This window comes from Sphingomonas sp. Ant H11 (genome assembly GCF_000797515.1).
Taxonomy (GTDB): domain Bacteria; phylum Pseudomonadota; class Alphaproteobacteria; order Sphingomonadales; family Sphingomonadaceae; genus Sphingomonas.
Genome location: NZ_JSBN01000213.1, coordinates 63487 through 86780, shown reverse-complemented (window position 1 = coordinate 86780; position 23294 = coordinate 63487). Strand labels below are relative to the sequence as shown.

14 protein-coding genes and 7 pseudogenes are annotated in these 23294 nt (G+C 66.6%); 9 read left to right on the top strand and 12 right to left on the bottom strand.

The window, feature by feature from the left end; translation table 11 throughout:
* Positions 1-6: 6 nt before the first annotated feature.
* On the bottom strand, positions 7-1437 hold the full coding sequence (gene tldD / locus NW75_RS22375; protein ID WP_033967538.1) for a metalloprotease TldD: 1431 nt from the start codon (positions 1435-1437) through the stop codon (positions 7-9).
* Between the two features lie 18 nt (positions 1438-1455).
* Entirely contained in the window at positions 1456-1689 is a 234-nt protein-coding gene (locus NW75_RS22370; protein WP_033967581.1) for a zinc-finger domain-containing protein, read from the bottom strand.
* Between the two features lie 92 nt (positions 1690-1781).
* Between NW75_RS22370 and NW75_RS22365 the strand changes: the two genes are divergently transcribed.
* The 5 genes and pseudogenes from NW75_RS22365 to NW75_RS22345 all read left to right on the top strand — a co-directional run bounded on the left by NW75_RS22365 (position 1782) and on the right by NW75_RS22345 (position 9999).
* Positions 1782-2708 (top strand): ABC transporter ATP-binding protein, encoded by a 927-nt coding sequence (locus NW75_RS22365; protein WP_033967537.1) that lies wholly within the window; start codon positions 1782-1784, stop codon positions 2706-2708.
* Between the two features lie 96 nt (positions 2709-2804).
* Complete coding sequence (gene nadB, locus NW75_RS22360) at positions 2805-4403, top strand: L-aspartate oxidase (RefSeq protein WP_033967535.1); 1599 nt, start codon at positions 2805-2807, stop codon at positions 4401-4403.
* Between the two features lie 211 nt (positions 4404-4614).
* Positions 4615-5675: pseudogene (gene bla, locus NW75_RS22355) on the top strand (class A beta-lactamase).
* Between the two features lie 53 nt (positions 5676-5728).
* The gene (gene polA, locus NW75_RS22350; protein ID WP_033967534.1) at positions 5729-8482 is read left to right on the top strand and encodes a DNA polymerase I; all 2754 of its coding nucleotides are present in this window, start codon (positions 5729-5731) and stop codon (positions 8480-8482) included.
* Complete coding sequence (locus tag NW75_RS22345) at positions 8479-9999, top strand: lipopolysaccharide biosynthesis protein (protein ID WP_081988883.1); 1521 nt, start codon at positions 8479-8481, stop codon at positions 9997-9999. Before polA ends, NW75_RS22345 begins: the two co-directional genes overlap by 4 nt.
* 22 nt (positions 10000-10021) lie before the next feature.
* Here the strand turns inward: NW75_RS22345 and purH are convergent, their stop codons facing one another.
* The 4 genes and pseudogenes from purH to NW75_RS22325 all read right to left on the bottom strand — a co-directional run bounded on the left by purH (position 10022) and on the right by NW75_RS22325 (position 15397).
* Positions 10022-11587 (bottom strand): bifunctional phosphoribosylaminoimidazolecarboxamide formyltransferase/IMP cyclohydrolase, encoded by a 1566-nt coding sequence (gene purH / locus NW75_RS22340; protein WP_033967533.1) that lies wholly within the window; start codon positions 11585-11587, stop codon positions 10022-10024.
* Positions 11588-11654: 67 nt separating this feature from the next.
* Positions 11655-13414 (bottom strand): annotated as a pseudogene (locus NW75_RS22335) (heparinase II/III family protein).
* A complete protein-coding gene (rpe, locus tag NW75_RS22330) occupies positions 13415-14077 on the bottom strand; it encodes a ribulose-phosphate 3-epimerase (RefSeq protein WP_033967531.1) in 663 nt (220 codons plus the stop codon).
* Between the two features lie 46 nt (positions 14078-14123).
* Positions 14124-15397 (bottom strand): annotated as a pseudogene (locus NW75_RS22325) (RsmB/NOP family class I SAM-dependent RNA methyltransferase).
* Between the two features lie 127 nt (positions 15398-15524).
* Here NW75_RS22325 and NW75_RS22320 point away from each other — a divergent pair.
* The gene (locus NW75_RS22320) at positions 15525-15704 is read left to right on the top strand and encodes a DUF1674 domain-containing protein (protein ID WP_033967577.1); all 180 of its coding nucleotides are present in this window, start codon (positions 15525-15527) and stop codon (positions 15702-15704) included.
* A gap of 6 nt (positions 15705-15710) precedes the next feature.
* Here the strand turns inward: NW75_RS22320 and NW75_RS22315 are convergent, their stop codons facing one another.
* On the bottom strand, positions 15711-16682 hold the full coding sequence (locus NW75_RS22315) for an NAD(P)H-dependent glycerol-3-phosphate dehydrogenase (protein WP_033967529.1): 972 nt from the start codon (positions 16680-16682) through the stop codon (positions 15711-15713).
* Positions 16679-17711: pseudogene (gene tsaD, locus NW75_RS22310) on the bottom strand (tRNA (adenosine(37)-N6)-threonylcarbamoyltransferase complex transferase subunit TsaD). Before tsaD ends, NW75_RS22315 begins: the two are co-directional and overlap by 4 nt.
* Positions 17712-17858: 147 nt before the next feature.
* Here tsaD and hemC point away from each other — a divergent pair.
* Together hemC and NW75_RS22300 are read left to right on the top strand one after the other, a co-directional pair.
* Positions 17859-18715: pseudogene (hemC, locus tag NW75_RS22305) on the top strand (hydroxymethylbilane synthase).
* Positions 18712-19395 carry a uroporphyrinogen-III synthase gene (locus tag NW75_RS22300; RefSeq protein WP_033967528.1) on the top strand — a complete coding sequence of 228 codons (684 nt, stop codon included), beginning with the start codon at positions 18712-18714 and terminating at the stop codon, positions 19393-19395. The pseudogene hemC and the gene NW75_RS22300 overlap by 4 nt, the downstream one beginning before the upstream one ends.
* 9 nt (positions 19396-19404) lie before the next feature.
* Here the strand turns inward: NW75_RS22300 and NW75_RS27110 are convergent, their stop codons facing one another.
* The 4 genes and pseudogenes from NW75_RS27110 to NW75_RS22290 all read right to left on the bottom strand — a co-directional run bounded on the left by NW75_RS27110 (position 19405) and on the right by NW75_RS22290 (position 22260).
* Positions 19405-19629 (bottom strand): hypothetical protein, encoded by a 225-nt coding sequence (locus NW75_RS27110; protein ID WP_231565387.1) that lies wholly within the window; start codon positions 19627-19629, stop codon positions 19405-19407.
* A 49-nt stretch (positions 19630-19678) separates the two neighbouring features.
* A complete protein-coding gene (locus NW75_RS27105) occupies positions 19679-20356 on the bottom strand; it encodes a hypothetical protein (protein WP_231565386.1) in 678 nt (225 codons plus the stop codon).
* Between the two features lie 114 nt (positions 20357-20470).
* Positions 20471-21267 (bottom strand): annotated as a pseudogene (locus NW75_RS24165) (DUF72 domain-containing protein).
* 156 nt (positions 21268-21423) lie between these two features.
* Positions 21424-22260: a helix-turn-helix transcriptional regulator gene (locus NW75_RS22290; RefSeq protein ID WP_033967527.1), complete on the bottom strand. Its 837-nt coding sequence runs from the start codon at positions 22258-22260 to the stop codon at positions 21424-21426.
* A gap of 96 nt (positions 22261-22356) precedes the next feature.
* On the opposite strand from NW75_RS22290, the pseudogene NW75_RS22285 reads away from it, so the two are divergent.
* Positions 22357-23252 (top strand): annotated as a pseudogene (locus NW75_RS22285) (SDR family oxidoreductase).
* The last annotated feature ends 42 nt before the right edge of the window (positions 23253-23294 follow it).

The window sequence follows — 23294 nt, the reverse complement described above, 5'->3', positions numbered from 1 at the left end:
GCGGGCTTAGACCGCCGTTCCGCCGACCGTCAGCCCCGCGACCAGCAAGGTCGGCTGCCCGACGCCTGCGGGAACGCTCTGACCGCCTTTGCCGCACATGCCGACGCCCTCGTCGAGCGCGAAATCGTTGCCGATCCCTTCGACGCGCGTCAGGCAGGACGGGCCATCGCCGATCAGCGTCGCGCCCTTGATCGGCGCGCCGAGCTTGCCATTCTCGACCAGATACGCCTCGGTGCAACTGAACACGAATTTGCCCGAGACGATATCGACCTGACCGCCGCCGAAGGATTTGGCGAAGATGCCGGTCTTCATGCGGCTGAGCAATTCGGCCGGATCGTCGTTGCCGCCGCGCATAAAAGTGTTGGTCATGCGCGGCATCGGCGCATGGGCGAAGCTTTCGCGGCGGCCATTGCCGGTCGGGGCCACGCCCATCAGGCGCGCGTTGAGGCGGTCCTGGATATAGCCCTTGAGGATACCGTCCTCGATCAGCACATTTTCCTGCGTCGGCGTGCCTTCGTCGTCGATCGACAGCGAGCCGCGCCGGTCGGCGATCGATCCGTCGTCGACCACCGTCACGCCCGGGGCCGCGACGCGCTCGCCGATGCGGCCGGAAAAGGCGCTGGTGCCCTTGCGGTTGAAATCCCCCTCCAGCCCATGGCCGATCGCTTCGTGCAGCAGGATGCCGGGCCAGCCCGGTCCGAGCAGCACGGTCATCTCGCCCGCCGGGGCCGCGACCGCATCGAGATTGACCAGCGCCTGCGACAGTGCCTGATCGATCGCGCGGTTCCACGTCGCCGGTTCCATCAGCTCGGTATAGAGATAGCGACCGCCCATGCCGAAAGTACCGGTTTCGCGGCGGCCATTCTGCTCGACGACGATCGACACGTTCAAGCGCACCAGCGGGCGCACGTCGGTCGCGACGAAGCCGTCGGCGCGGACGATCTCGATGACGTTCCAATTGCCCAAGAGCGACACCGACACCTGCGCCACACGCGGATCGCGCGCGCGCGCGGCGGCGTCGATCGTCTGGCAGAGGTTCACCTTGTCGGCGAATGGGATCAGGTCGAGCGGGTCGGCGGCTGTATAGAGATGCCGGTTCGTGCTGCGCGGCGGCCCCGCTTTGGGCGCGGACGATGGATCGATCAGCGCCATCGTTTCGCTCGCGCGCCGGATCGCGGCGGCGCTCAGCTCATTGGCATGGGCGAAGGCGGTCATCTCGCCCGACACCGCGCGCAAGCCGAAGCCCGAATGCGTGTCGTAGCTGGCTGTTTTCAACCGCCCGTCATCGAAGCCGAACGCCTCGGACTTGCGATATTGCAGGTAAAGCTCGCCATCATCGGCCTTGCCGAGCGCAGCGACAGTCAGCGCCTGCGCCTCCGCCGGATCGAGCTGGCCATCATGATAGAGAAAGGCGCGGGGGTCTGTCGGACTGGTCATTCCGACAATATAGGCGGCTTACAGGCCTGCGCCATCCCCGTGATCGCGCAAGGTCGACGGATCGACACCATCGGCGGGGCCACCGATCAGGACGAAACGCCGGTCGCAATAGCCGCAATCGACATAGCCGCTCTCATCGATTTCGAGGAAAACGCGCGGATGGCCGAGGCTGGCACCGCCGGGAATATCCGACGCGCCATCGCAATGATTGCGGGTGTGGGTGACACGGACGATTTCGGGCGGAGCGATCATGGCGACGCGCATAGCAGCGGTGTCGCGCGTGAACAATCCTCCCCGGCACGGGGAGGATTGAGCTTGGCGCGTGGCGCGCGTAGGGCGAAGCCATGACCGAGGCCGCTATCTCCATCGCGAACCTGTGCAAGACCTATAAGGGCGGCAAGCGCGCGCTCGACGGGGTCTCGTTCGATGTACCGCGTGGGACAATCTTCGGCCTGCTCGGCCCCAATGGTGCGGGCAAATCGACGCTCATCAACATCCTGGCCGGCCTCGTTAACAAGACCAGCGGCAGCGCCTCGATCTGGGGCTTCGATATCGACCAACACCCGCGCAACGCCAAGGTTTCGATCGGCATCGTCAACCAGGAAATCCTGTTCGACCCGTTCTTCTCGCCGTTCGAGACGCTGGAGATCCAGGCCGGGCTGTACGGCGTGCCCAAGGCGAAGCGGCGCTCGATGGAATTGCTGCGCGCGGTGCATCTCGAGGACAAGGCCAATGCCTATGCGCGCACGCTGTCGGGCGGGATGAAACGGCGGCTGATGGTCGCCAAGGCCATGGTCCACAGCCCGCCCGTGCTGGTGCTGGACGAGCCGACGGCCGGCGTCGATATCGAATTGCGCCAGCAGCTCTGGGCCTATGTCCGCTCGCTCAACGATGCGGGGATCACGGTGGTGCTGACGACGCATTATCTCGAGGAAGCCGAACAATTGTGCGACCGCATCGCCATCATCAACCATGGCAAGGTCATCGCCAACGAGCCGACGCGCGAATTGCTGGCAAAGGCGACCGAGAAGCTGGTCGAGGTGACCGTCGACCGCGACGTTGCCGCACTGCCAACGGCGGCATGTTTCCAGAAGATCGCACTCAAGGGCACGCGCACGCTCGCCATCACCTATGCCAAGGACCAGGTGAATGCGGGCCAGGTGCTCGCTGCGGTGCAGGCCGATGGTTACGGCATCGTCGATGTCTCGACGCGCGAAGCCGATCTGGAGGACGTGTTCCTAAACCTTACGCGGGCATCGAACGCCGCCTAATATCCTTGTCTTCCCGTTCGGTTCGAGCGTAGTCGAGAACCCTGCGGGCCACCGCGACAGGTGTCTCGACTGCGCTCGACACGAACGGATCCGCTTTTGCCCCAGACCAACACCTCGGACGTGCTCATCATCGGCTCGGGTGCAGCCGGGCTCACCGCAGCGCTCAACCTCGCCGATCGTTTCAAGGTTACTGTACTCGCCAAGGGGCGGCTCGACGAAGGCTCGACCGCCTGGGCGCAAGGCGGCATCGCGGCCGTGCTGGAAGAAGGCGACACCTTCGAAAGCCATATCGAAGACACGATGATCGCGGGTGCCGGGCTGAACAACCGTGCGACCGTCGAAATGGTGGTCGAACGCGCGCCCGCTGCGATCGCGCGGCTACGCGAACTCGGCGTGCCCTTTGCGACCGAAAGCGAAGAGAATGGCGGGGCGCTGCATTTGACGCGCGAGGGCGGCCATTCGCACCGCCGCATCGTCCATGTCGCCGATGCGACCGGCTGGGCGGTGCAGGAAGCGCTGCAACGCGCCGCGACCGACCATCCCAACATCACGCTCGTCCCCGACATGGTCGCGATCGACCTTGCCACCAGTCGGCATGAGGAACGCTATTCGGGCGCGGGGCATGTGTGGGGCGTCTATGCCGTCAACCGCGCGACCGGTCGGGTCGAGCTGTACACCGCGCGCGCAACGATCCTCGCAACGGGCGGGGCAGGGCGCACCTATCTGTTTTCGACGGCACCGCGTGGCGCAACCGGGGATGGAATCGCCATGGCATGGCGCGCGGGGTGTCGTGTTTCCAACATGGAGATGATGCAGTTCCACCCGACCTGCCTCTACAATCTCGACGTCAAGAATTTCCTGATTACCGAGGCGGTGCGCGGCGAGGGCGGGCAATTGCTCATCCCCGATACCGGCTATCGCTTCATGCCCGATTTCGATCCGCGGCTGGAACTGGCCCCACGCGACATCGTCGCGCGCGCGATCGACCATGAAATCAAGCGCTTGGGGCTCGATTACGTTCATCTCGACATCAGCCATATGGGGCCGGAGTTCATCCACGAGCATTTCCCCAACATCCAGGAAAAGCTGCTCGGCCTCGGCATCGACATGACCACCGACCCGATCCCGGTGGTGCCCGCGCAGCATTACACCTGCGGCGGGGTGGTGGTGGATCTCGACGGTCGCACCGATCTTCCCGGCCTCTATGCCGCGGGCGAATGCAGCGAGAGCGGGCTGCACGGCGCCAACCGGCTTGCCTCCAACAGCCTGCTCGAATGTTTCGTGTTCGGCGAAGCGTGCGCCCAGCATATCAGCGAGCATTGGGACGATTTGCCCCCGCCGCCGGCGATCCGCCCGTGGGACGAAAGCCGCGTCGAGGATTCGGACGAGGAAGTCGTCATCAAGCAGAACTGGACCGAAATCCGCCGCTTCATGTGGAATTATGTCGGGATCGTGCGCACCACCAAGCGGCTGGAACGCGCGCAGCACCGCATCCGCATGCTGACCGACGAGGTCAACGATTATTACGGCCACTTCCGCGTCACGCCCGACCTGATCGAGTTGCGCAACCTGCTGCAGACCGCGGAACTGATCGTGCGTTCGGCGCTGCACCGCAAGGAATCGCGCGGGCTGCATTATACGCTGGATTATCCAAATATGCTGCCCGAAGCGCTCGACACCATTTTGGTGCCCTGAAATCAACGGTCTGGCCGGTTCCCGCTAAAAGCTCGTCTCATCCTGTGGTACAGGCGATTCATCGCACGGTTGCCGCGAAAGGATTCCTCAACCCTATTGTTGCCCTATCATGGGATGTGGGGCTCGGGAGAGAGGGTCTTTCTCGGGACATTGGGGCAAGTAAACGGTGACGCGCATTCTTCCGTATCGATTCCCAAAACCGGCGGCGGCAATGGTGCTTACGGCTGCCCTGTGCGCCTGCGGTCACGATGCCAATGTCCATGTCGCGCGCCTCGCCGCCGCTCCGCCGCTCGCTCCGCTGCCGAGCTCTACGGTGACGGTCCCCATCGCGCCGCGGCCCGTCGCGCCGCCTTCCGCGCTCGTCGCCAATGTCGCGGCGCTGGTGCGGGGCTTTGACGGACGCGTTGGCGTCGCAGTGCGCAGCATCGAGGAAGGCTGGGCGGTCGACACCGGCGGCGAGCAACGCCTGCCGCAGCAAAGCGTCAGCAAATTGTGGGTCGCGATGACCGTGCTCGATTACCGCGATGCCGGGCGCTTGAAACTCGAAGATCCGATCACGCTGACCCGCGACGATCTCACCGTCTTCCATCAGCCGATCGCGGCGCTGATCAAGGGTGAGCAGGGCTATCAGACCACCGTCGGCGAATTGTTGCAACGCGCGCTGACGATGAGCGACAACACCGCCAACGACCGCTTGTTGCGCTATGTCGGCGGGCCCAATGCGGTGCGCGATTTCCTCCAGCGCAAGCGGCTGGGCGACATTCGCTTCGGCCCGGGCGAGCGCCTGCTGCAAAGCCAGACCGCCGGGTTGGTATGGAAACCCGATTTCGCCTTCGGCAACGCCTTTGCGCTCGCCCGCGCGCGTCTCCCGCGCACCGACCGCATCGCCGCCTATGAACGCTATGTTTCCGATCCGCCCGACGGTGCGGCCCCCCCGCGCCATTGCGGAGGCACTGGCGCGGCTGAAGCGCGGGGGACCTGTTGTCGCGCAGCTCGACCGAGTATCTTCTGGCCACGATGGAATCCTCGCATACCGGCAAGCAGCGCCTGCGCGGCGCGGTGCCAGCCGGGTGGACCTTCGGCCACAAGACCGGCACGGGCCAGGATCTCGCCGGACGCACTGCCGGCTATAACGATGTCGGCCTGCTGATCGCCCCCGATGGCCGCAGCTACGCGATCGCAGTGATGATCGGCGATACGCCCAAGCCGATTCCCGCCCGCCAGGCGCTGATGCAGGCGGTGGTGGCGAGCGTCGTGGCGAATCACGGATAGCCGACACGAAAGCGGGGCTTTGTCCTTGCGAAAGCTTGGGCTATCCACCCGCAATGCCGCATCTCTATCTTGTCGATGGCTCGGGGTATATCTTCCGCGCCTATCACCGCCTCCCGCCGCTCACCAACATTCATGGCGAGCCGGTCGGTGCCGTTTACGGCTATACCACGATGCTGTGGAAACTGGCCGATGAACTGCACAAGGCCGATGGGCCGACGCACATGGCGGTCATCCTCGACAAGTCGAGCAAGACCTTCCGCAACGATCTGTACGATCAATATAAGGCGCACCGCCCGCCCGCGCCCGAGGATCTGGTCCCGCAATTCCCGATGATTCGCGATGCCACGCGCGCTTTCTCGCTGCCGTGTATCGAGACCGAGGGGCTGGAGGCCGACGATATCATCGCCTGCTACGCCAAAGCCGCGCTGGCGCAGGGCTGGGCGGTGACGATCGTCTCCGCCGACAAGGATCTGATGCAGTTGATCGAGCCTGGACTCGATCTGTACGACACGATGAACAACCGCCGCCTTGGCGCGGAGCATGTCCGCGAGAAGTTCGGCGTCGAACCCGCGCAATTGGGCGACGTGCTCGCGCTTATGGGCGACAGCGTCGACAACGTCCCCGGCGTCACCGGCGTAGGCCCCAAGACCGCGTCCAAGCTGATCGCCGAACATGGCGATCTCGAGGGCGTGCTCGCCGCCGCGCCGACGATGAAGGCCGGCAAATTGCGCGACAATCTGATCGCGCAGGCCGATAATGCGCGGCTGTCCAAGGTGCTGGTCACGCTCAAATGCGACGAACCGCTGCCGCAGCCGCTCGACGAGCTCGAATTGCAGGGCATTCCCGATGCGCCGTTGCGCGCGTTCCTGGAGCATCACGGCTTCAAGTCGCTCATCGCCAAATTGTCGGCCGTCGCCGATGCGCCGATTCCGGACCCCAAGGCGGTGCCGACCGAGCAGGACCCACCCTGCGATCATGATTCGTATGAGACCGTGGTCGACGAAACCGCGCTGGAGCGCTGGATCACCATCGCGCGCCACCAGGGCTGGATCGCGATCGACACCGAAACCACCGGAATCGATGCCACGCGCGCCGAACTGGTCGGAATCAGCATGGCGCTGCATCCCAATCTCGCTTGCTACGTACCTCTGGCACATGGCGGAAGCGGGCTCTTTGCGGAAAAACCGGTGCAGTTGAGCGCAGAGGTCGCGCTCGCCAAGTTGAAGCCGCTGTTCGAGGATCCGGGCGTGCTCAAGATCGGGCACAATCTGAAATACGATATGATCGTGCTCGGGCGGTTGGGCGTGAACGTCGCGCCCTTTGACGATACGATCCTGATGAGCTTCGATCTCGATGCCGGGCTGCACGGCCATAGCATGGACGAACTCGCCGCGACGCATCTCTCGCATAGCTGCATCGCCTTCAAGGACGTGGTCGGCGTCGGCAAGTCGCAACGCACCTTCAACGAGATCGATCTCGACGCAGCCACGCGCTACGCCGCCGAGGACGCCGATGTCACGCTCAGGCTGTGGCGGCGCTTCAAACCGCGCTTGCCCGCCGAGGGCGCAACGCGTGTCTATGAAATGGTCGACCGGCCGCTCGTCCCCGTCATCGCGCAGATGGAACGCCACGGCATCAAGGTCGATCGCGAGCGCCTCGCGCATTTGTCGGGCGAGTTTTCCGGACAGATCGGCGCGCTCGAAGTCGAGATCCATGCGCTCGCCGGTGGCCCGTTCACGATCGGCAGCCCAAAGCAATTGGGCGACGTGCTGTTCGAACGCATGGGCATCAAGGGTGGCCGCAAGGGCAAGTCGGGCGTCTATTCGACCGATGTCACCGAACTGGAACGCATCGCTGCCGACCGCGATTCCCCCGGCAAGGACATCGCCACCAAGGTGCTCGAATGGCGGCAATTGTCGAAGCTCAAATCGACCTATACCGATGCCCTGCAAGCGCAGATCAACCCGGCGACGGGGCGCGTGCATACGTCTTACAGCCTGACCGGCGCGCAGACCGGGCGCTTGTCCTCGACCGATCCCAATTTGCAGAACATCCCGATCCGCACCGAAATCGGCCGCCAGATCCGCGATGCCTTTGTGGCGGAACCGGGCAATGTCCTGCTCGCCGCCGATTATTCACAGATCGAGCTGCGGCTTGCCGCGCACATGGCCGATGTGCCCGCATTGCGCGAAGCCTTCGCCAGCGGGGCCGACATCCACAGCATGACCGCGCAGGAATTGTTCGGCGAGGTCAATCGCGACACGCGCGGCCGCGCCAAGACGATCAACTTCGCGATCCTTTACGGCATCAGCCGCTGGGGCCTGGCCGGTCGGCTGGATGTGACGGCGGACGAAGCACAGGCGATGATCGACCGCTATTTCGACCGCTTCCCCGGCATCCGCAACTATATCGCGCAGACCACCGAGAGCGTGCGCGAAACCGGCTACACCACCACCCTGTTCGGGCGGAAAACGCATTTCCCGCGCATCGCCTCCAAGGTGCAGCATGAGCGCCAGGGGGCCGAACGCGCCGCGATCAACGCCCCGATCCAAGGCACCTGCGCCGACATCATCAAGCGCGCGATGGTGCGGATGGGCCCGGCCTTACTCGAAGCTGGCCTGCCCGACGTGCAGATGCTGCTGCAGGTGCATGACGAACTGGTCTTCGAACTGCCCGAAGGCGATGTCGCCGCCGCCAAGCCGGTAATCGAACGCGTGATGGCAACCGCCGCCGAGCCCGCGGTGACGCTCAGCGTTCCGCTGGGCATCGAGATCGGCACCGGGCTCAGCTGGGGGGCCGCGCATTGAGCGCTCTCGCAGGCGTGACCGGCGGGCAAAGCACGGAAGAAATCGACGCGCTGGCCAAAGGTGGCCGCACCAACATCATCGGCTTCATGATGCGGCTGGTCGCGCGGCTGCCGTTCCTGTTCATCGCCGGCCGACTCTACGGCCCGGATACGCTCGGCACCTTTGCGCGTGCGGTGTTGTTCGTCGAGGTCGCGGCCTTGCTCGCTACCTTCGGGCTTAAGCGCGGGCTGGCGCAAGCGATCGCGGAGGCGGACGAGCGACCGCATGTCCAGATCGTATGGGATTGCCTGGTGGTCGCCGCAATCGCGTCGGGCCTCGCCAGCGCCGCGCTGATGCTGGTGCCCGAGCTGATGTATCACGGTAGCAGCCCGACTCTGCTCGAACGCCTGCTACCCTGCATCATCGTCGCCAGCGCGTGGTCCGACATCATGCTTGCCGGCCTCGCCTATCGCCGCAACGTTCAGGCGACGGTGACTGCGCGCGCGGTGATCGAACCGTGGACGATCTCGATCGCGGCGGGCGTGCTGTATCCAATCGCGCGGCATGACGGGCTGGTCATCGCCTATATGCTGTCGATGATCGCCGCGCTGGCGGCATCCGCCGTTCCGTTCGTGCGCAGTTACGGGCGACCGCATGGCTGGCGGCTGCACCCGGCACGCACCATCGCGCTGATCCGTCGCAATGCCCCGCTCGCCGGGGCCGATGCGCTGGAATGGGGTACGCGCAATGTCGATCGCTCGATCCTGTTCCTGATGTTCGAACCGCGCATCGTCGGCATTTACTGGATGGCGCAGCAGGTCGCCTCGATTCCGGGGAAGCTGAAGACCAGTTTCGACCCGATCCTGGGCCCGGTCATCACCACCAGTCTCGCGCGCGGCGACAATGCCGGCGTGGCCAGCCAGGTGCGGCAAGTCGGCTTCTGGATTCTGGCGGCGCAGACCGGCCTCGCGATGATGGGCTCCATTCCGGGCGAGGCGGTGATGGGGACGGTGGGCCCGCAATTCGTCGCGGGGACGGCGGCGCTCGCGTTCCTGCTGTTCGCGGAAGCGGCGGCCTCGACCGGGGCGGTGTGCGAATCCGCGCTCGTCTATATCGCGCGGCTGCAGAACATGGCGATTTCGATCGGGATGCTGCTGTTCCAGGTGGGCCTTAGCTTCGCGCTGATCTTCGGGATGCAATGGCTCGGCTGGCCGCTCGAATATCAGGCGGCGGGTCCGGCGATCGCGCTGTTCCTGTCGGTCGTGCTGACGTCGATTATCAAATCCAACTATCTGGCACATTTGCTCAAGGCGCGCGTCGCGGGCTGGCGCTGGCCGATGGCGTGGGCGGTGCTGGCGGCGGGGCTGGTCGGCGGAGCGTTCACCCTGCTGCCGCACCGTTTCGAATGGGCGGAGCTGCTGATCGGCGAACCCGCCATCGCCGGTGTCTATCTGTTCGTGCTATATCGCTTTGCGTTCGGTCCAGAGGACCGCGCCTTGTTCCGGCGGATGCCGGGGGCGGAAGCGGTCGCCGCCTGAACGGCGACCGCTTGATGCCGCCTCAGTGGCGGAAGTGGCGAACGCCGGTGAACACCATCGCGAGGCCCGCTGCATCGGCCGCTGCGATCACTTCATCGTCGCGGATCGATCCGCCCGGCTGAATCACGGCGGTCGCGCCCGCCTCGACTGCTGCCAGGAGACCGTCGGCAAACGGGAAGAAGGCATCCGATGCTACCGCCGAACCGATCGTGCGCGGAGTTGCCCAACCCGCCTTCTCGGCGGCGTCCTTCGCCTTCCATGCGGCGATGCGCGCGGATTCGAGGCGGTTCATTTGCCCCGCACCAATGCCCGCGGTGCTGCCGCCCTTGGCGTAGACGATGGCGTTGGACTTGACGTGCTTGGCGATGGTCCAGGCGAAACGGCAATCGGCCAGTTCCTCGGCGGTCGGCTGGCGCTTGGTCACGACCTGCAGCTCGGGGTTGCTCGCGCCATCGCGCGTCTGCACCAGCCAGCCGCCGGTGATCGCCTTGGCGAGCAGACCGGGCCGCGCCGGGTTGGGCAGGTCGCCGGTCAGCAGCAACCGCAAATTCTTCTTGGCGGCGAAGATCGCCAGCGCCTCTTCATCGGCATCGGGCGCGACCACCACTTCGGTGAAGATCCCCGAAATCGCGCGCGCCGTCGCCCCGTCCAGCGCCCGGTTAAGCGCGATGATTCCGCCAAAAGCCGAAACCGTGTCGCACGCGAAGGCGGCGGCATAGGCCTGTTCGAGCGTGGTGCCGGTAGCGACGCCACAGGGGTTGGCGTGCTTGACGATGACGCAGGTCGGCGCAGCCTCGCGGAATTCGCTGACCAGATCGAGCGCGGCATCGGCGTCGTTGAGGTTGTTGTAGCTGAGTTCCTTGCCCTGCACCTGGCGCGCCTGGCCGATGCCGCGCGCGTGCGGGCCGCTGGCGGTGTAGAACGCCGCCGACTGGTGCGGGTTCTCGCCATAGCGCAAGGCCTGCCCGCGCTTGAGCGTCAGGGGCAGCGTTTCGGGGAAGCGTTCGCCCTGGTCGGCAAAGGCGAACCACTGCGCGATCATCCCGTCATAGGCGGCGGTCGCGGCATAAGCTTTGGCGGCGAAGCGACGGCGATCGGCAAGCGTGGTGCTGCCTTGCGCGACCACCGCATAATCCGCCGGATCGGTGACGATCGCGACAAAGGCATGGTTCTTCGCGGCCGAACGCACCATCGACGGCCCGCCAATATCGATATTCTCGATGATCTCGTCGCGCTCGGCACCCTTGGCGACGGTCGCCTCGAACGGATAGAGATTGACCACGACGAGATCGATCGCGCCGATGCCATGCTCCTCCATCGACGCGACATGCGCGGCATCGTCGCGCACCGCGAGCAGCCCGCCATGCACCACCGGGTGCAGCGTCTTGACCCGGCCGTCCATCATTTCGGGGAAACCGGTCAGGTCCGAAATGTCCCGTACGGTGAGACCCGCTTCGCGCAGCGCCTTGGCGGTGCCACCGGTCGAAACGAGTTCGACGCCTGTCTCGGCGAGCGAACGGGCGAGATCAACGATACCGGTCTTGTCGGACACCGACAGCAGCGCGCGGCGAATGGAGATGGTGGTCATGGGGTGCTCCAGGGGATGGCTTTGCGCGTCCCTGCCCGCTCGCCTGCGAAGATTCAACCGGTGCGGTTTATCCCGCGCGCTTGAACGCCCAGCTTACACTCGCCCCACCCGCAGGCGATTCGCCGCTGATAACGAGCTGCATGGTCGCATGCGGGCGGCCATCGGCATCGATCCACACGCTTTCCTCGACCGCCAGTGTGCCGCCGCGACAGCGGAACTGCCACAATCCGCCACCGGGCAACCGTAACAGCGCGGCAAGTCCGTCGGCAGTCGGCGAAACCTGCGCGCCCACGCCCAGGTGAAAACGGACGGCGAAGCCGGTTGCCGCCAACTTGCGGCGCTTGGTCGCGGGGAGGAGCATGTCCTCGCCACGCAGCTCGCGCCCGTCGCTCGCCAGAATGAGCTGGCGGCGATGGAGAAACCCGAAGCGGCGGGCATAGCCATCATGGCTTGCCTCGACGCGGCTCAACCCCTCGCTCTCCTGCCGAGCGAGCTCGACCTCGGATACACCGCGCCCGAGCGTGCCATCGGCGTGGATTGCGGTCGAATTGCTGTCGCCAACGATCAGCGTCGAATGCGCCGCTGTAGTCCGCAACCCTTCGGCCAGCGCCGCCGGAAGCTGCACGACGCCCGCGCGCGCCCCGCCGCAATTGACGACGAGCCGATGCGGGCCATCGGACATTTCGAAGGCCAGCGTCGATGCACACCCGCCCTCGACCAAACGCGCGATCGGCGGGGGTGCACCGTCGAGAATGACGACGGTGGATCCGGCCGCCAAACGCTGATAGCCCCACTCGCGCGCTTGCCGCAGCGGACGCGTGCGTACGCCCGTTGCCGCGATGATCTGGTCGAGCGCCGCCGCCCCAACCGGCGCGCCCCCTTGCCAACTGCTGACATCGCGGTCGCCGTGGCAGACGCCGAGCAAGGCGGGAACCAGCGCCGCGATCGCGTTGGTGACACTCGTCGGCGCTTCAAGCGTCGCGCGGCATAGACTTCGCGGAGTGCGGTCAACAGCATCAGCAGATCGACCTGTGCGGCGGGCGCGCGGGCGACATTGCCGCCATCTTCGAAAATCGATGCGGCCAGCGCCTTGGCAAGCGCGGCTTCGGTGGCACTGCGCCGCACATCGCCGCCCGGGATCAACAACCCGGCTGCGACCACGCCGCACATCGCCGCAACGCGCGGCGCGCCCGGCGCGGCCTTTTCCGCCCCGCGGTCGATATGCCGTGCTCCACGCGCCAGCGTATTGAGAACACGGCTGCGGTAGACGAGATCGGTCGATGACAGGATAAGCGGTGCGTGCGCGGTCCACAGCAGGATCCGCCGCCCCCACAGATCGGCGCGCCACGCCGGTTCGCTGACCGTGTCGGCATGGGCATCGAGCCAACGCCGCATCAGCGCCTCGGCAATGGGGATTCCCTGCGCGCGCGTGGCAACGGTCGAGAGATCGCGCAGCCAGGAAAAACCGTGCAGATACTCGGCAAAAGCCTTGGAAAAATCCGGCTTGGCCAAATCGAGCGCCGCGATCGCGCGCGATTCGCCACGAAAGCTCAGTCGACCGTCGAGCAACGCGTTGCCGCGCCGGGCATCGCCCAAAAAGGGATCGTCCGGCACGGCGATCAGCTTCAGCGGATGGCGGCCCTTCAACCGCATCCCGTGAATGGGCGTGCGCCAGGTCAGCCGATGAAAGCGTTCGGCCAGACGTTCGGCCAGCGACAACCCTTTGTCTCCCCCTTGGCGGATTAGCCGCTTGCCTTCGTCGATGCTGTCGCCCTGCACATTGGGGCCGGACTCGATCGGGGCTCCAAGGGGGGACAGCTCAACCATCTAGCCGCGCAGGCCCGCGATATTGGCGGCGTAGGCCGCGGGGCCGCCGCGGAAGGTCGCCGTCCCCGCGACCAGCGCATCGGCCCCGGCAGCAATCGCCCGGGGCGCGGTGACAAGATCGATGCCGCCATCGACCTCCAGATCGACAGCATAGCCGCCCTTGTCGATCATCTTGCGCACCGCCTCGATCTTGCGCAGCGAACTTTCGATGAACGCCTGCCCGCCAAAGCCGGGATTGACGCTCATGATGAGGACAAGGTCGACCTCTTCCAGCAGATAATCGAGCGCCTTGGCCGGGGTCTGCGGGGTCAGTACCACGCCGGGGCGCTTGCCCAGGCTGCGGATGTGCTGGAGGCTGCGATGCGTGTGCGGCCCCGCTTCGACATGGATGCTGATCGTATCCGCGCCCGCCTCGGCAAAGGCGTCCAGATAGGGATCGACCGGCGCAATCATCAAATGCACGTCGAGCGGCTTGGCGGTGTGCGGGCGGATCGCCTTCACCACCGCCGGACCGATCGAGATATTGGGCACGAAATGCCCGTCCATCACATCGACATGGATCCAGTCCGCGCCGGCAAGGTCGATCGCGCGGACTTCCTCGCCCAATTTGGCGAAATCGGCGGACAGGATCGACGGCGCGATACGGACAGGACGGTATGTCATAAGCCTTCAGCCTCTAGCATGGCCACGACGCCGGGCAAGCAAGGGATTATCCGGCGCGGCGCAGCCGTGCGATGAAAAAGCCGTCATTGCCGCCGGGATCGACCATGCCGGGAAGCGTGCGCACCCAACCGCCGGGATTGGGCACGATGCCAACCGGAAGCGCGTCCTGCGCAACGGGCTCGATCGCATAATCGCTGCGTGCGGCCAGAAAACGCTTCAACTGCGCCTCTCCCTCGGCCGGTTCAAGCGAACAGGTCGCGAAAACAAGCGTCCCGCCCGGCTTTACCCAATCGGCGGCACGGGCAAGCAATTTTGCCTGCAACGCGGCCAATTCGGTGATTTGCGAGGGACGGATGCGGTGCAGCACGTCCGGATGACGGCGAAAGATCCCCGTCGCGCTGCAGGGTGCGTCGAGCAGCACGGCATCTGCGGGAGCCGATGGCGACCACAAGAGCAGATCGGCCGCGATCACCTCTGCCGTCAGATGCGTGCGCTCCAGATTTTCGCGAAGTCGCGCCAGACGACTTTCCGAAGAATCAACCGAGGTGACGCTCCAGCCTGCGCTCGCGAGTTGCATCGTCTTGCCGCCGGGGGCGGCGCACAGGTCCAGCGCAACGCCGGGGCCACGCCCGAGCAAGCGCGCGGGCAGCGAAGCGGCGATATCCTGTACCCACCAACTTCCGTCCTCGAATCCCGGCAATTCGGGCACATGCGCCGAGGGCAGGCGCATATGGCCGGGCAGCAGCGACACGCCGCCCAGCGCCTCCGCCATCGCAGCCGTAGTGGCCGGATCGGCCAGCGTCAGGTCGAGCGGTGGCGGGGCTGCCATTGCGCGCTCGGCCGCCTCAATCCCGTCATCGCCCCAGGCGGCGTGCCACCGGATCGCCACCGGATCGGGCAGGGTCGGCTGTTCGGGAAGCTGGTCGCCACCGCGCATCAACGTGCCGAACACGCCGTGGACGAGCTTGCGCGGGCCGCCATCGACCAGCGGCAGCACGGTCGAGATCGCGGCGTGCGGCGGCGTGCCGAGCGACAAGGCCTGGACGAGCGCAATGCGCAGCGCAAAGCGCGCCTTGGCATCATCGGGCAGCCGCGTCTTGGTCGCCGAATCGATCAACGCGTCGAGATCGGGCAAGCGGCGCAGTACTTCGGCGGCGATGGCATGGGCCAGCGCCCGGTCGTCGGCACGCTCGATTCCCGCCGTTGCGCGCCCGATCGCCACCTCCAGCGGCAGGCCCTGGCGTAATACGGCATCGAGCAGGCGCAGTGCCGCGCGCGCGCGGGAACACCCGGCGGATCGACCGGTTCGGGCTTGGGCATATAGCGGCGGGGCGGCGGAAGGGTCAAAAGCGGGGTCTCACAATCTTGCAGGCGCTGGGTTGAATTGGGCGGAAAGACCGCCGATGTCACGCGGGATACGGCATCATGCCGCCCCAAGGACACCTCCATGGCCCGCCGCCCGCCGCATGTGAAGCCACCTGCCTATCTCAGCGCGAACCCGCCGCTGCCGCAGCCCGAGCCGAAACCGGCGGCGATGGCCGGGCAAAGTGCGAAGGGCGACCCCGATGGCCTTGATCCCACCCGCTATGGCGATTGGGAGTCAAAGGGTATCGCGATCGACTTTTAGTAGCGGCTATTCCGGGCGTAGCGGGCGCGCGAGCAGCGCGCCCACCACGGCATGGACTTCGCGCCCGTCAAGCAGCGCGCACACCGCCTCCACCACCGGCATGTCGACGCCCGCTGCCGCCGCCGCATCGCGCAGCACTGGCGCGGTGAACGCGCCCTCTGCGACGGTCAGGCGATCGGCAAGCAGGTCCGCCGCGCACTTGCCCTGGCCCAATCCCATGCCGAGCGAGAAATTGCGCGAACTGGTCGACGAACAGGTCAGCACCAGATCGCCCAACCCCGACAGGCCGCTGAGCGTTTCCGCCCGCGCACCGCGCGCCAGGCCAAAGCGCGTCATCTCTGCAAAGCCGCGCGCGATCAGCGCGGCGCGTGCATTCTGGCCGAGCCCCGCGCCCTCGACCACGCCGCACGCGATCGCGAGCACATTCTTGACCGCCCCGCCAATCTCGGCACCGATCACATCGGTCGAGGCATAGGGGCGGAAGCTGGGACTAGCGAGCCGATCGGCCAGCGCCGCGCCGAGCGCAGCGTCGGCACAGGCCAGCGTGACTGCGGTCGGCTGCCCCGCCGCTACTTCATGCGCAAAGGTCGGGCCGGACAGCACTGCAATCGGCGCTTCAGGATGGAGCTGTTGCGCCACTTCGCCGACCAGAAACTGCGTCCCCGCCTCAATCCCCTTGGCGCACAGCACCAGCGGCGTCGTGCCGACCGGGGTTTCGGCCAACACCGCGCGGACGTGCTGCGCGGGCGCGACGACCAGCAACGCATCGCACGCCGCGAGATCCCCAAGCGCGCCGGTCGCCCGGATCGAGGGCGGCAGCGCAATGCCTGCGAGAAAGCGGCTATTCTCGTGCGTCTGGTTGATCGAAGCGACCACGTCGGGCTCGCGCGCCCATAGCAAGACAGGATCACCGCCGCGCGCGGCAACCTGTGCCAACGCGGTGCCCCAGGCCCCGCCGCCAATGACGCCGATCTTCATGCCTTCACCCCCGCGCCGCGCACCGCTTCGGCCCCCGGATCGAGCGGCCAGCGCGGCCGCGCGGCAATGTCGAGCGGGTCGGTCAAACCTTTGGCAAAGCGCTCCGCCCCGGCCCAGCCGATCATCGCGGCATTGTCGGTACACAGCCACAAAGGCGGCGCGACGAAGCGCAGGCCGTTGGTGTCCGCCAGCCCGCTGAGTGCCGCCCGCACCGCGCCATTCGCCGCAACCCCGCCCGCGACCACCAGCGCCGTCGCCCCCGCGGCACGATCAAGCGCGCGCGCGGTGCGATCGAGCAGGCAATCGATCACCGCTGCCTGGAACGAGGCGGCCAAATCCTCGACGCTCCATGTCTTGGCGTCGTGTGCGCGCACCACCGCACTTTTTCAGGCCCGCGAAGGAGAAATGCGGCTCGGCGGAGCCCTTCAGCGGGCGTGGCAATGGCACGATCGGCCGCCCCAAAGCCGCTGCGGCCTCGACCGCCGGGCCACCGGGAAAGCCCAGCCCCAACACCTTGGCGGTCTTGTCGAACGCTTCCCCAGCCGCATCGTCGATCGTGGTGGCGAGGCGGCGATAGCGCGCAACGCCTTCGACCAGCAGCAACTGGCAATGCCCGCCCGACACCAACAGCAAGAGATAGGGGAAAGCGAGATCGGGATCGGCCAGGCGCGGTGACAGGGCGTGGCCTTCGAGATGGTTGACCGCGATCAGCGGCTTGCCCGCCGCATGCGCCAGCGCCTTGCCCGTGACCAGCCCGACCATCACCCCACCGATCAGGCCCGGCCCGGCGGTTGCCGCAATCGCATCGACATCGGCCAGCGTTACCCCGGCATCGGCCAATGCGGCTTCGACCAGCGGGGCCAGCACTTCGACATGCGCGCGCGCCGCGATTTCGGGCACCACCCCGCCAAACGGCCGGTGCGCTGCCTCCTGTCCCGCCAGGCGGTGAGCGAGGACGCGCCGGTCAGACGAGATCACCGCGGCGGCGGTTTCGTCACAGCTCGATTCAAGACCAAGGATCAGTGCCATGCCCCGCCCCCTAGCGTGTTGCGCGGCGCTTGTCGAAATCGGGTGGTTTCGCCAAGAGGGGTATCACGAAACCAGAGGACCCGCGTGACCCATCCGCAATTCAGACTCGGCACGCGCGGATCGCCGCTTGCGCTCGTCCAGGCCAATATGGTGCGCGACACGCTGGCCCGGGCGCATGGCTGGACCGCCGATGCGATCGAGATCGTTCCGATCAAGACCACGGGCGACCGCGTGCAGAATGTCGCGCTCGCCGAAATCGGCGGCAAGGCACTGTGGACCAAGGAACTCGACCGCGCATTGCTGTCGGGTGAGATCGATTGCGCGGTGCATTCGATGAAGGATGTCGAGACGATCCGCCCCGCCGACATTGCCATCGCGGCGATGCTGCCGCGTGCCGATGTCCGCGACCGGCTGATCGGGGCCGAAAGCATCGCCGCACTGCGCCGGGGCGCGGTGATCGGCACCAGCTCGCCACGCCGAGTCGCACAATTGCGACGGATACGCCCCGATCTGGCGACCGTGCTGTTTCGCGGAAATGTCGATACGCGCCTGGCCAAGGTCGCGGCGGGTGCCGTCGATGCCTCCATGCTGGCGGCAGCAGGGCTCGACCGGCTTGGCCGCCCCGATGTCGGTGTCGCCATCGCGATTGACATCATGCTGCCCGCGCCCGCGCAAGGCGCGGTCGGGATCGAGGCGCGGGCGAGCGACACGCGGATGCTCGGCTGGCTCGCCGCAATCGATGATGCAGCGACGCACTGCTGTGTGCTGGTCGAACGCGCCTTGCTCGCCGCATTGCAGGCCGATTGCCATTCGCCGGTCGCTGCGCTGGCGACACGCGACGGCGACACCATCCGCCTGCGCGCCGAATTGTTCGCCGAGGATGGCAGCGCACACGTTTCGGGCGAAGCTTGCGCGGCCGTTGGCGATGCCACGCTCGCCGCGCGGCTGGCGGCCGATTTGCTGGCGCGGCTCCGGCGTCGGTACGGCGGCTGTTCGCGGCGTGACCACACTGGCGGTGTTGCGGCCCGAGCCGGGCAATGCCGCCACCGTCGCCCGCGCACAGGCCGCCGGGTTCGCAACACTATCACTCCCGCTGTTCGCGGTGGGCGCGCTTCCCTGGGATGTCTCCGATCCCACACTCTACGATTCGCTCATTCTGACCAGCGCCAACGCGCTTCGGCTCGGCGGGCCCGGGCTCGAAGCGCTGCGGGAACTCCCCGTGCTGGCGGTCGGGCCGCATACGGCGGCGGCGGCACGCGCGGCGGGTTTTGACGTCATTGCGACCGGTGACGGCAACGCCGCCGACATAGCGGCCATCGCCACCGCGCACGGGCTTGCCAACGCCTTGCACCTCACCGGTCGCGATCGCACGCTGGAGCGGGGCGGAGCCGTTGCGGCGGTGGTGCCCGTCTATGAAAGCGTCACCATCCCCGTCGATGATTCAGCGCTTCGCGCGCTCGCCGGAACCACCGCGTTGTTGCATTCGGCACGCGCCGCGCGCCGACTGGCGGGGCTGCTCGAACATCTGGGGATGGATCGCGCGGCCCTGGACATCGCCGCCTTCAGCCCGGCAATCGCCACCGCCGCCGGGCGCGGTTGGCGCGCGCTCGCCATCGCGGCGACGCCGGACGATGCAGCCTTGTTCGCTGCGGTGGAGGCGCGCGGCGGCACGACGAGCCGTTGACCGCCCGCGTCATGGCCCCGATAAGGCAGCTATGGACGACACACCGCCTCCCGTCCCCGAAACCGCGCCCGCTCGTTTCGATTCGCCGCAGGTCGAGCCGGTCGCGGCGCGTACCGTGCCGCCCTTCGTGCCGCCCCCGCGGGTCGCGACGTCGGACGGCCTCGGCTGGCGGCGGGCGATCGCGCTCGGGCTGATCGCGTTCCTGATCGGGGCGAGCGCCACCGCTTTCGTCATCTTGCGCCTCGTCCGGGGCGGCGACACCAAGCCGGTCGCCACCGTCACGCTACCGGTTGGCAGCAACGGACAAGCGCCGGTCGTAATCGTGCCGAGCAAGACCAACGCCCCGGTCCCGACGATCGACCTTGCCGCCTTGTCCAGCCGCGAAGCCGAACTGGCCGACAAGATCGGCGATCTGGAAGCACGGTCGGGAACGATCGATCGCGATGCACGGCGCGCCTCTGGCTATGCGACGCGGAGCGAGGGGTTGATGGTCGCCTTCGCCGCTCGCCGTGCGCTCGACCGCGGGCTCAATCTGGGGTTTCTCGAGGATCAGTTGCGCGAACGCTTCGGTAGCGTGCAGCCTGCGGCGATCGCCACCATCGTGCAAGCCGCGCGCGAACCGGTGACGCTGGAGGATCTGCGCATCGGGCTCGACGGGGTTGCGCCCGAGCTCATGACCGGGATGGCCAGCACCGGCTGGTGGCAAAGCCTGAAACGCGAACTCAGCAATCTGGTGGTCGTGCGCAAGGCGGGAACACCTTCGCCGCTGCCGGTCGATCGCGTCGCGCGCGCGCGCCGTTTGCTGGATGCCGGGCAGGTCGAGGCGGCCCTCGCCGAAGTTTCGCGCACACCCGGTGCCCCGCGGGCGGAGCGCTGGACGAGCGCAGCACGGCGTTACATCGCAGCGCGTCGCGCACTCGACACGATCGAAAGTGCGGCGCTTTTTGCCCCCGAGTGTCAATGCCGCGCCCGCTATAGCCGTCGCGCCCGCGCCAGCACCGGCGGTTCGGACCGCACAGGGCGCGGCTGCACCCGGCGGCGCAACGCCACAGCCGGAGTCGCCCCCCCAGCCGCGCTAGCCGTCGATCCGTTGGATCAGTGCCATCGCCCCGGCCGGCGCGCGCACCTTTGCGCCGTTGATGAAGAACACGAAGGTATCGCGGGGGACTTCGGGCGCGGGCTCGGCAAAACGCACCAGGGGATCGGGTGCCTCGCCCCGGGCCCAGCCGCGCGCCACATCGGCCCAGCGATCCAGCGCTGCAGGCGCATAGCCGGTGGGTTCTTCCTCCACTGCGGCTTCGAGCCGGGCATAGACAAAATCGCCGCTGACATCGGCAATCGCGGGATAGTCCGCCGAATCGGCATAGACAATCGCCACACCGCGGCCCGCGCCAGCGCGACGAATTCGGGAACCTGGAAACTGGCGTGTCGAACCTGCACCGCGTGACGTAACGCGACCCCATCTTGGTGCTGCGGCAGCAGCTTGAGGAAGGCCCCGAAATCATCGGGATCGAACTGCTTGGTTGCCATAAACTGCCATAGGATCGGCCCCAACCGATCTCCGAGCTCGACAATCCCTTGCCCCGTGAAGCGAGCGATCGACTCGCCTGCTTCGGCCAGGACCTTGCGGTTGGTGCAATAGCGCGAGGCCTTCAGCGCGAACACAAAACCGTCCGGCACCGCCTTTGCCCAGGAAGCGAACGTCGCGGGCTTTTGCGACGAATAATAGGTCCCGTTGACCTCGATCGCGGTCAGCCGTGCCGCCGCATATTCAAGTTCGCGCTTGATCGGCCATTTATCGGGGAAAAACACCCCGCGCCACGGCTCATAGGTCCAGCCGCCAATGCCGATTCGGATTTTGCCTGTGGTCATGGGGCCGAAGCTAAACCACACGCGCATCGCGTGCCACCGCCGCGATGCCGGTATCTACGGGACTGCGAAGGTTGGAAATCCTGGCTTTGCGGCCGCTGTCACGGCGCGGACTGGTCGGCGAGTGGACGATCTCCGTTTCGGGGCCGCCGATCTCCATCAATCGTCATGAGCGTCCAACAGCGCGCGCAGTCGATCGGCATCCGCTGGCGTGGCGGGGTTGTATATGATCATCCCGAGTTCGGGCCGCCCTTCGACCGCGAAGGACGAGAATTCCATGGCAAGCAGCCCCGCCTCTGGGTGATGGATGCGCTTTACCCCCTCGCCGTGCGCCACCACATCATTGTCTTGCCACAGGGCCTCGAACTGCGGGCTCACGCGACACAATTCACTGACCAGCCTGGTTACTGCCGCGCTGTTATTGGCACCGGCACGCGCTACGTCCGCGCGAAAGGCACCGACAACGAAGCGGGCGACGCCGTCCCAATCCGCGTTTCGGAGGCGGACCTGATCGCTCCCGAACATCAGGCGGAGGATGTTGCGGTCTTCGCGCGGCAGCTTGGCGTAATCGGTCAGCAGCAGCGCCGCCGCCCGGTTCCACCCGACAACATCCCACATTGCTGTTTTGACGATCGCGGGGCTCAGCACCATCCCGTCCAGCACGCGTTGCAGCCGGGGGGAGATCCCGTCGACGGCCTGGTAACGCGCCTCCGGCGGGCGGCCGAGGCCCAGCATGTAGAGGTGCTCGCGCTCCGGCTCGGTCAGCATCAGCCCTTTGGCAATGCGGTCCAGTACGTCGGCTGATGGCGCGCCACCGCGCCCCTGCTCCAGCCAAGTGTACCATGTCGGGCTGATGTTCGCGCGGCTGGCAACTTCCTCGCGGCGCAGCCCCGGCGTACGCCGTCGACTGCTGTCGAACCCTAATGCCACAGGGTCAAGGCGGGTGCGGCGGTCGCGAAGATAGGCTCCGAGCAGGTTGGGCGTTTCGCCGGCCATGATCGATCCTGTTACGGGTTATACCATGATAACGTCACTACTTTAACAGGTTCTCCTGGGTCGCGATATGCCGCCCCGGCACAAGGAGACTATTTTATGCGCGTGTTCCTGACCGGCGCGACCGGGTTCATCGGCTCGCACGTCATTCCCAAACTCTTGGATCGCGGCCATCAGGTGCTCGGTCTCACCCGTTCCGAGGCCGGTGCCAGGCACCTCGAAGCGGTCGGCGTCGAAGTCCACCGTGGCGACCTCGAACAGCCCGAGACGCTCGCCCGCGGCGCTGCGGCGGCCGATGCCGTGATCCATTGCGCGTTCGATCACAATTTCCAGACATTTTTCGAGAATACCAAGAAGGACCAACGCAACATCGCCGCGATGGGCGAGGCGCTGGAGGGGACGCAGAAGCCGATCCTGATTACCTCGGGCGTTGGCATCGGCACGCCGCTCAACGGCGGCCCGGCGACCGAGGACGTGCTAAACCCGCGCCACGCCAATCCGCGTATCGCGACCGAGCTTGCTGGCGCGGCGCTGATCGCGCGACGCATCGATGTCCGCACCATCCGGCTGCCGCAGGTCCACGACACTAGCAGGGCCGGACTGATCACGCCGCTGATCGCCGAGGCCCGCCGGTCCGGTGCGATCGCGTATCTGGGCGAGGGCAAGACCCGCTGGTCTGCCGCGCACGTCAGCGACGTCGCCGAGCTTTACGTCCTGGCACTGGAGAAGGGCGAGCCGGGCGCGCGCTACAATGCGTCGGTGGAGGAGGGCGTCACGGCGCGCGCCATCGCTGAAGCGATCGGGAAGGGAAGCGGGCTGCCGGTCCGCTCGATCGCGGCCGACGAAGTCGAACGCTATTTTGGCTGGATGGCCCCCTTCGCAGCGCTCGACATGGTCGCGTCGAACGCCTGGACGCGCGCGCGGCTGGGATGGGAGCGACGGGACCCGATCTGCTCACCGACCTCGCCGCAATGGACTATTCGGCGCTCGCCTAGGCCGCATCCACCGCTGTTGCGGGCCATGCCCGTGCCACCACG

Excerpts from the sequence above, each read along its gene's own strand:
- NW75_RS22290 (WP_033967527.1), bottom strand. The coding sequence starts at position 22,260 with ATGGCCGGCGAAACGCCCAACCTGCTCGGAGCCTATCTTCGCGACCGC.
- NW75_RS22315 (WP_033967529.1), bottom strand. The coding sequence starts at position 16,682 with ATGAAGATCGGCGTCATTGGCGGCGGGGCCTGGGGCACCGCGTTGGCA.
- NW75_RS22365 (WP_033967537.1), top strand. The coding sequence starts at position 1,782 with ATGACCGAGGCCGCTATCTCCATCGCGAACCTGTGCAAGACCTATAAG.
- polA (WP_033967534.1), top strand. The coding sequence starts at position 5,729 with ATGCCGCATCTCTATCTTGTCGATGGCTCGGGGTATATCTTCCGCGCC.
- tldD (WP_033967538.1), bottom strand. The coding sequence starts at position 1,437 with ATGACCAGTCCGACAGACCCCCGCGCCTTTCTCTATCATGATGGCCAG.
- purH (WP_033967533.1), bottom strand. The coding sequence starts at position 11,587 with ATGACCACCATCTCCATTCGCCGCGCGCTGCTGTCGGTGTCCGACAAG.
- NW75_RS22320 (WP_033967577.1), top strand. The coding sequence starts at position 15,525 with ATGGCCCGCCGCCCGCCGCATGTGAAGCCACCTGCCTATCTCAGCGCG.
- NW75_RS22370 (WP_033967581.1), bottom strand. The coding sequence starts at position 1,689 with ATGATCGCTCCGCCCGAAATCGTCCGTGTCACCCACACCCGCAATCAT.
- NW75_RS27110 (WP_231565387.1), bottom strand. The coding sequence starts at position 19,629 with ATGACGAAAGCGGTGGCGCTCGCCCCGATCAGGAACGCGATCAGCCCG.
- rpe (WP_033967531.1), bottom strand. The coding sequence starts at position 14,077 with ATGACATACCGTCCTGTCCGTATCGCGCCGTCGATCCTGTCCGCCGAT.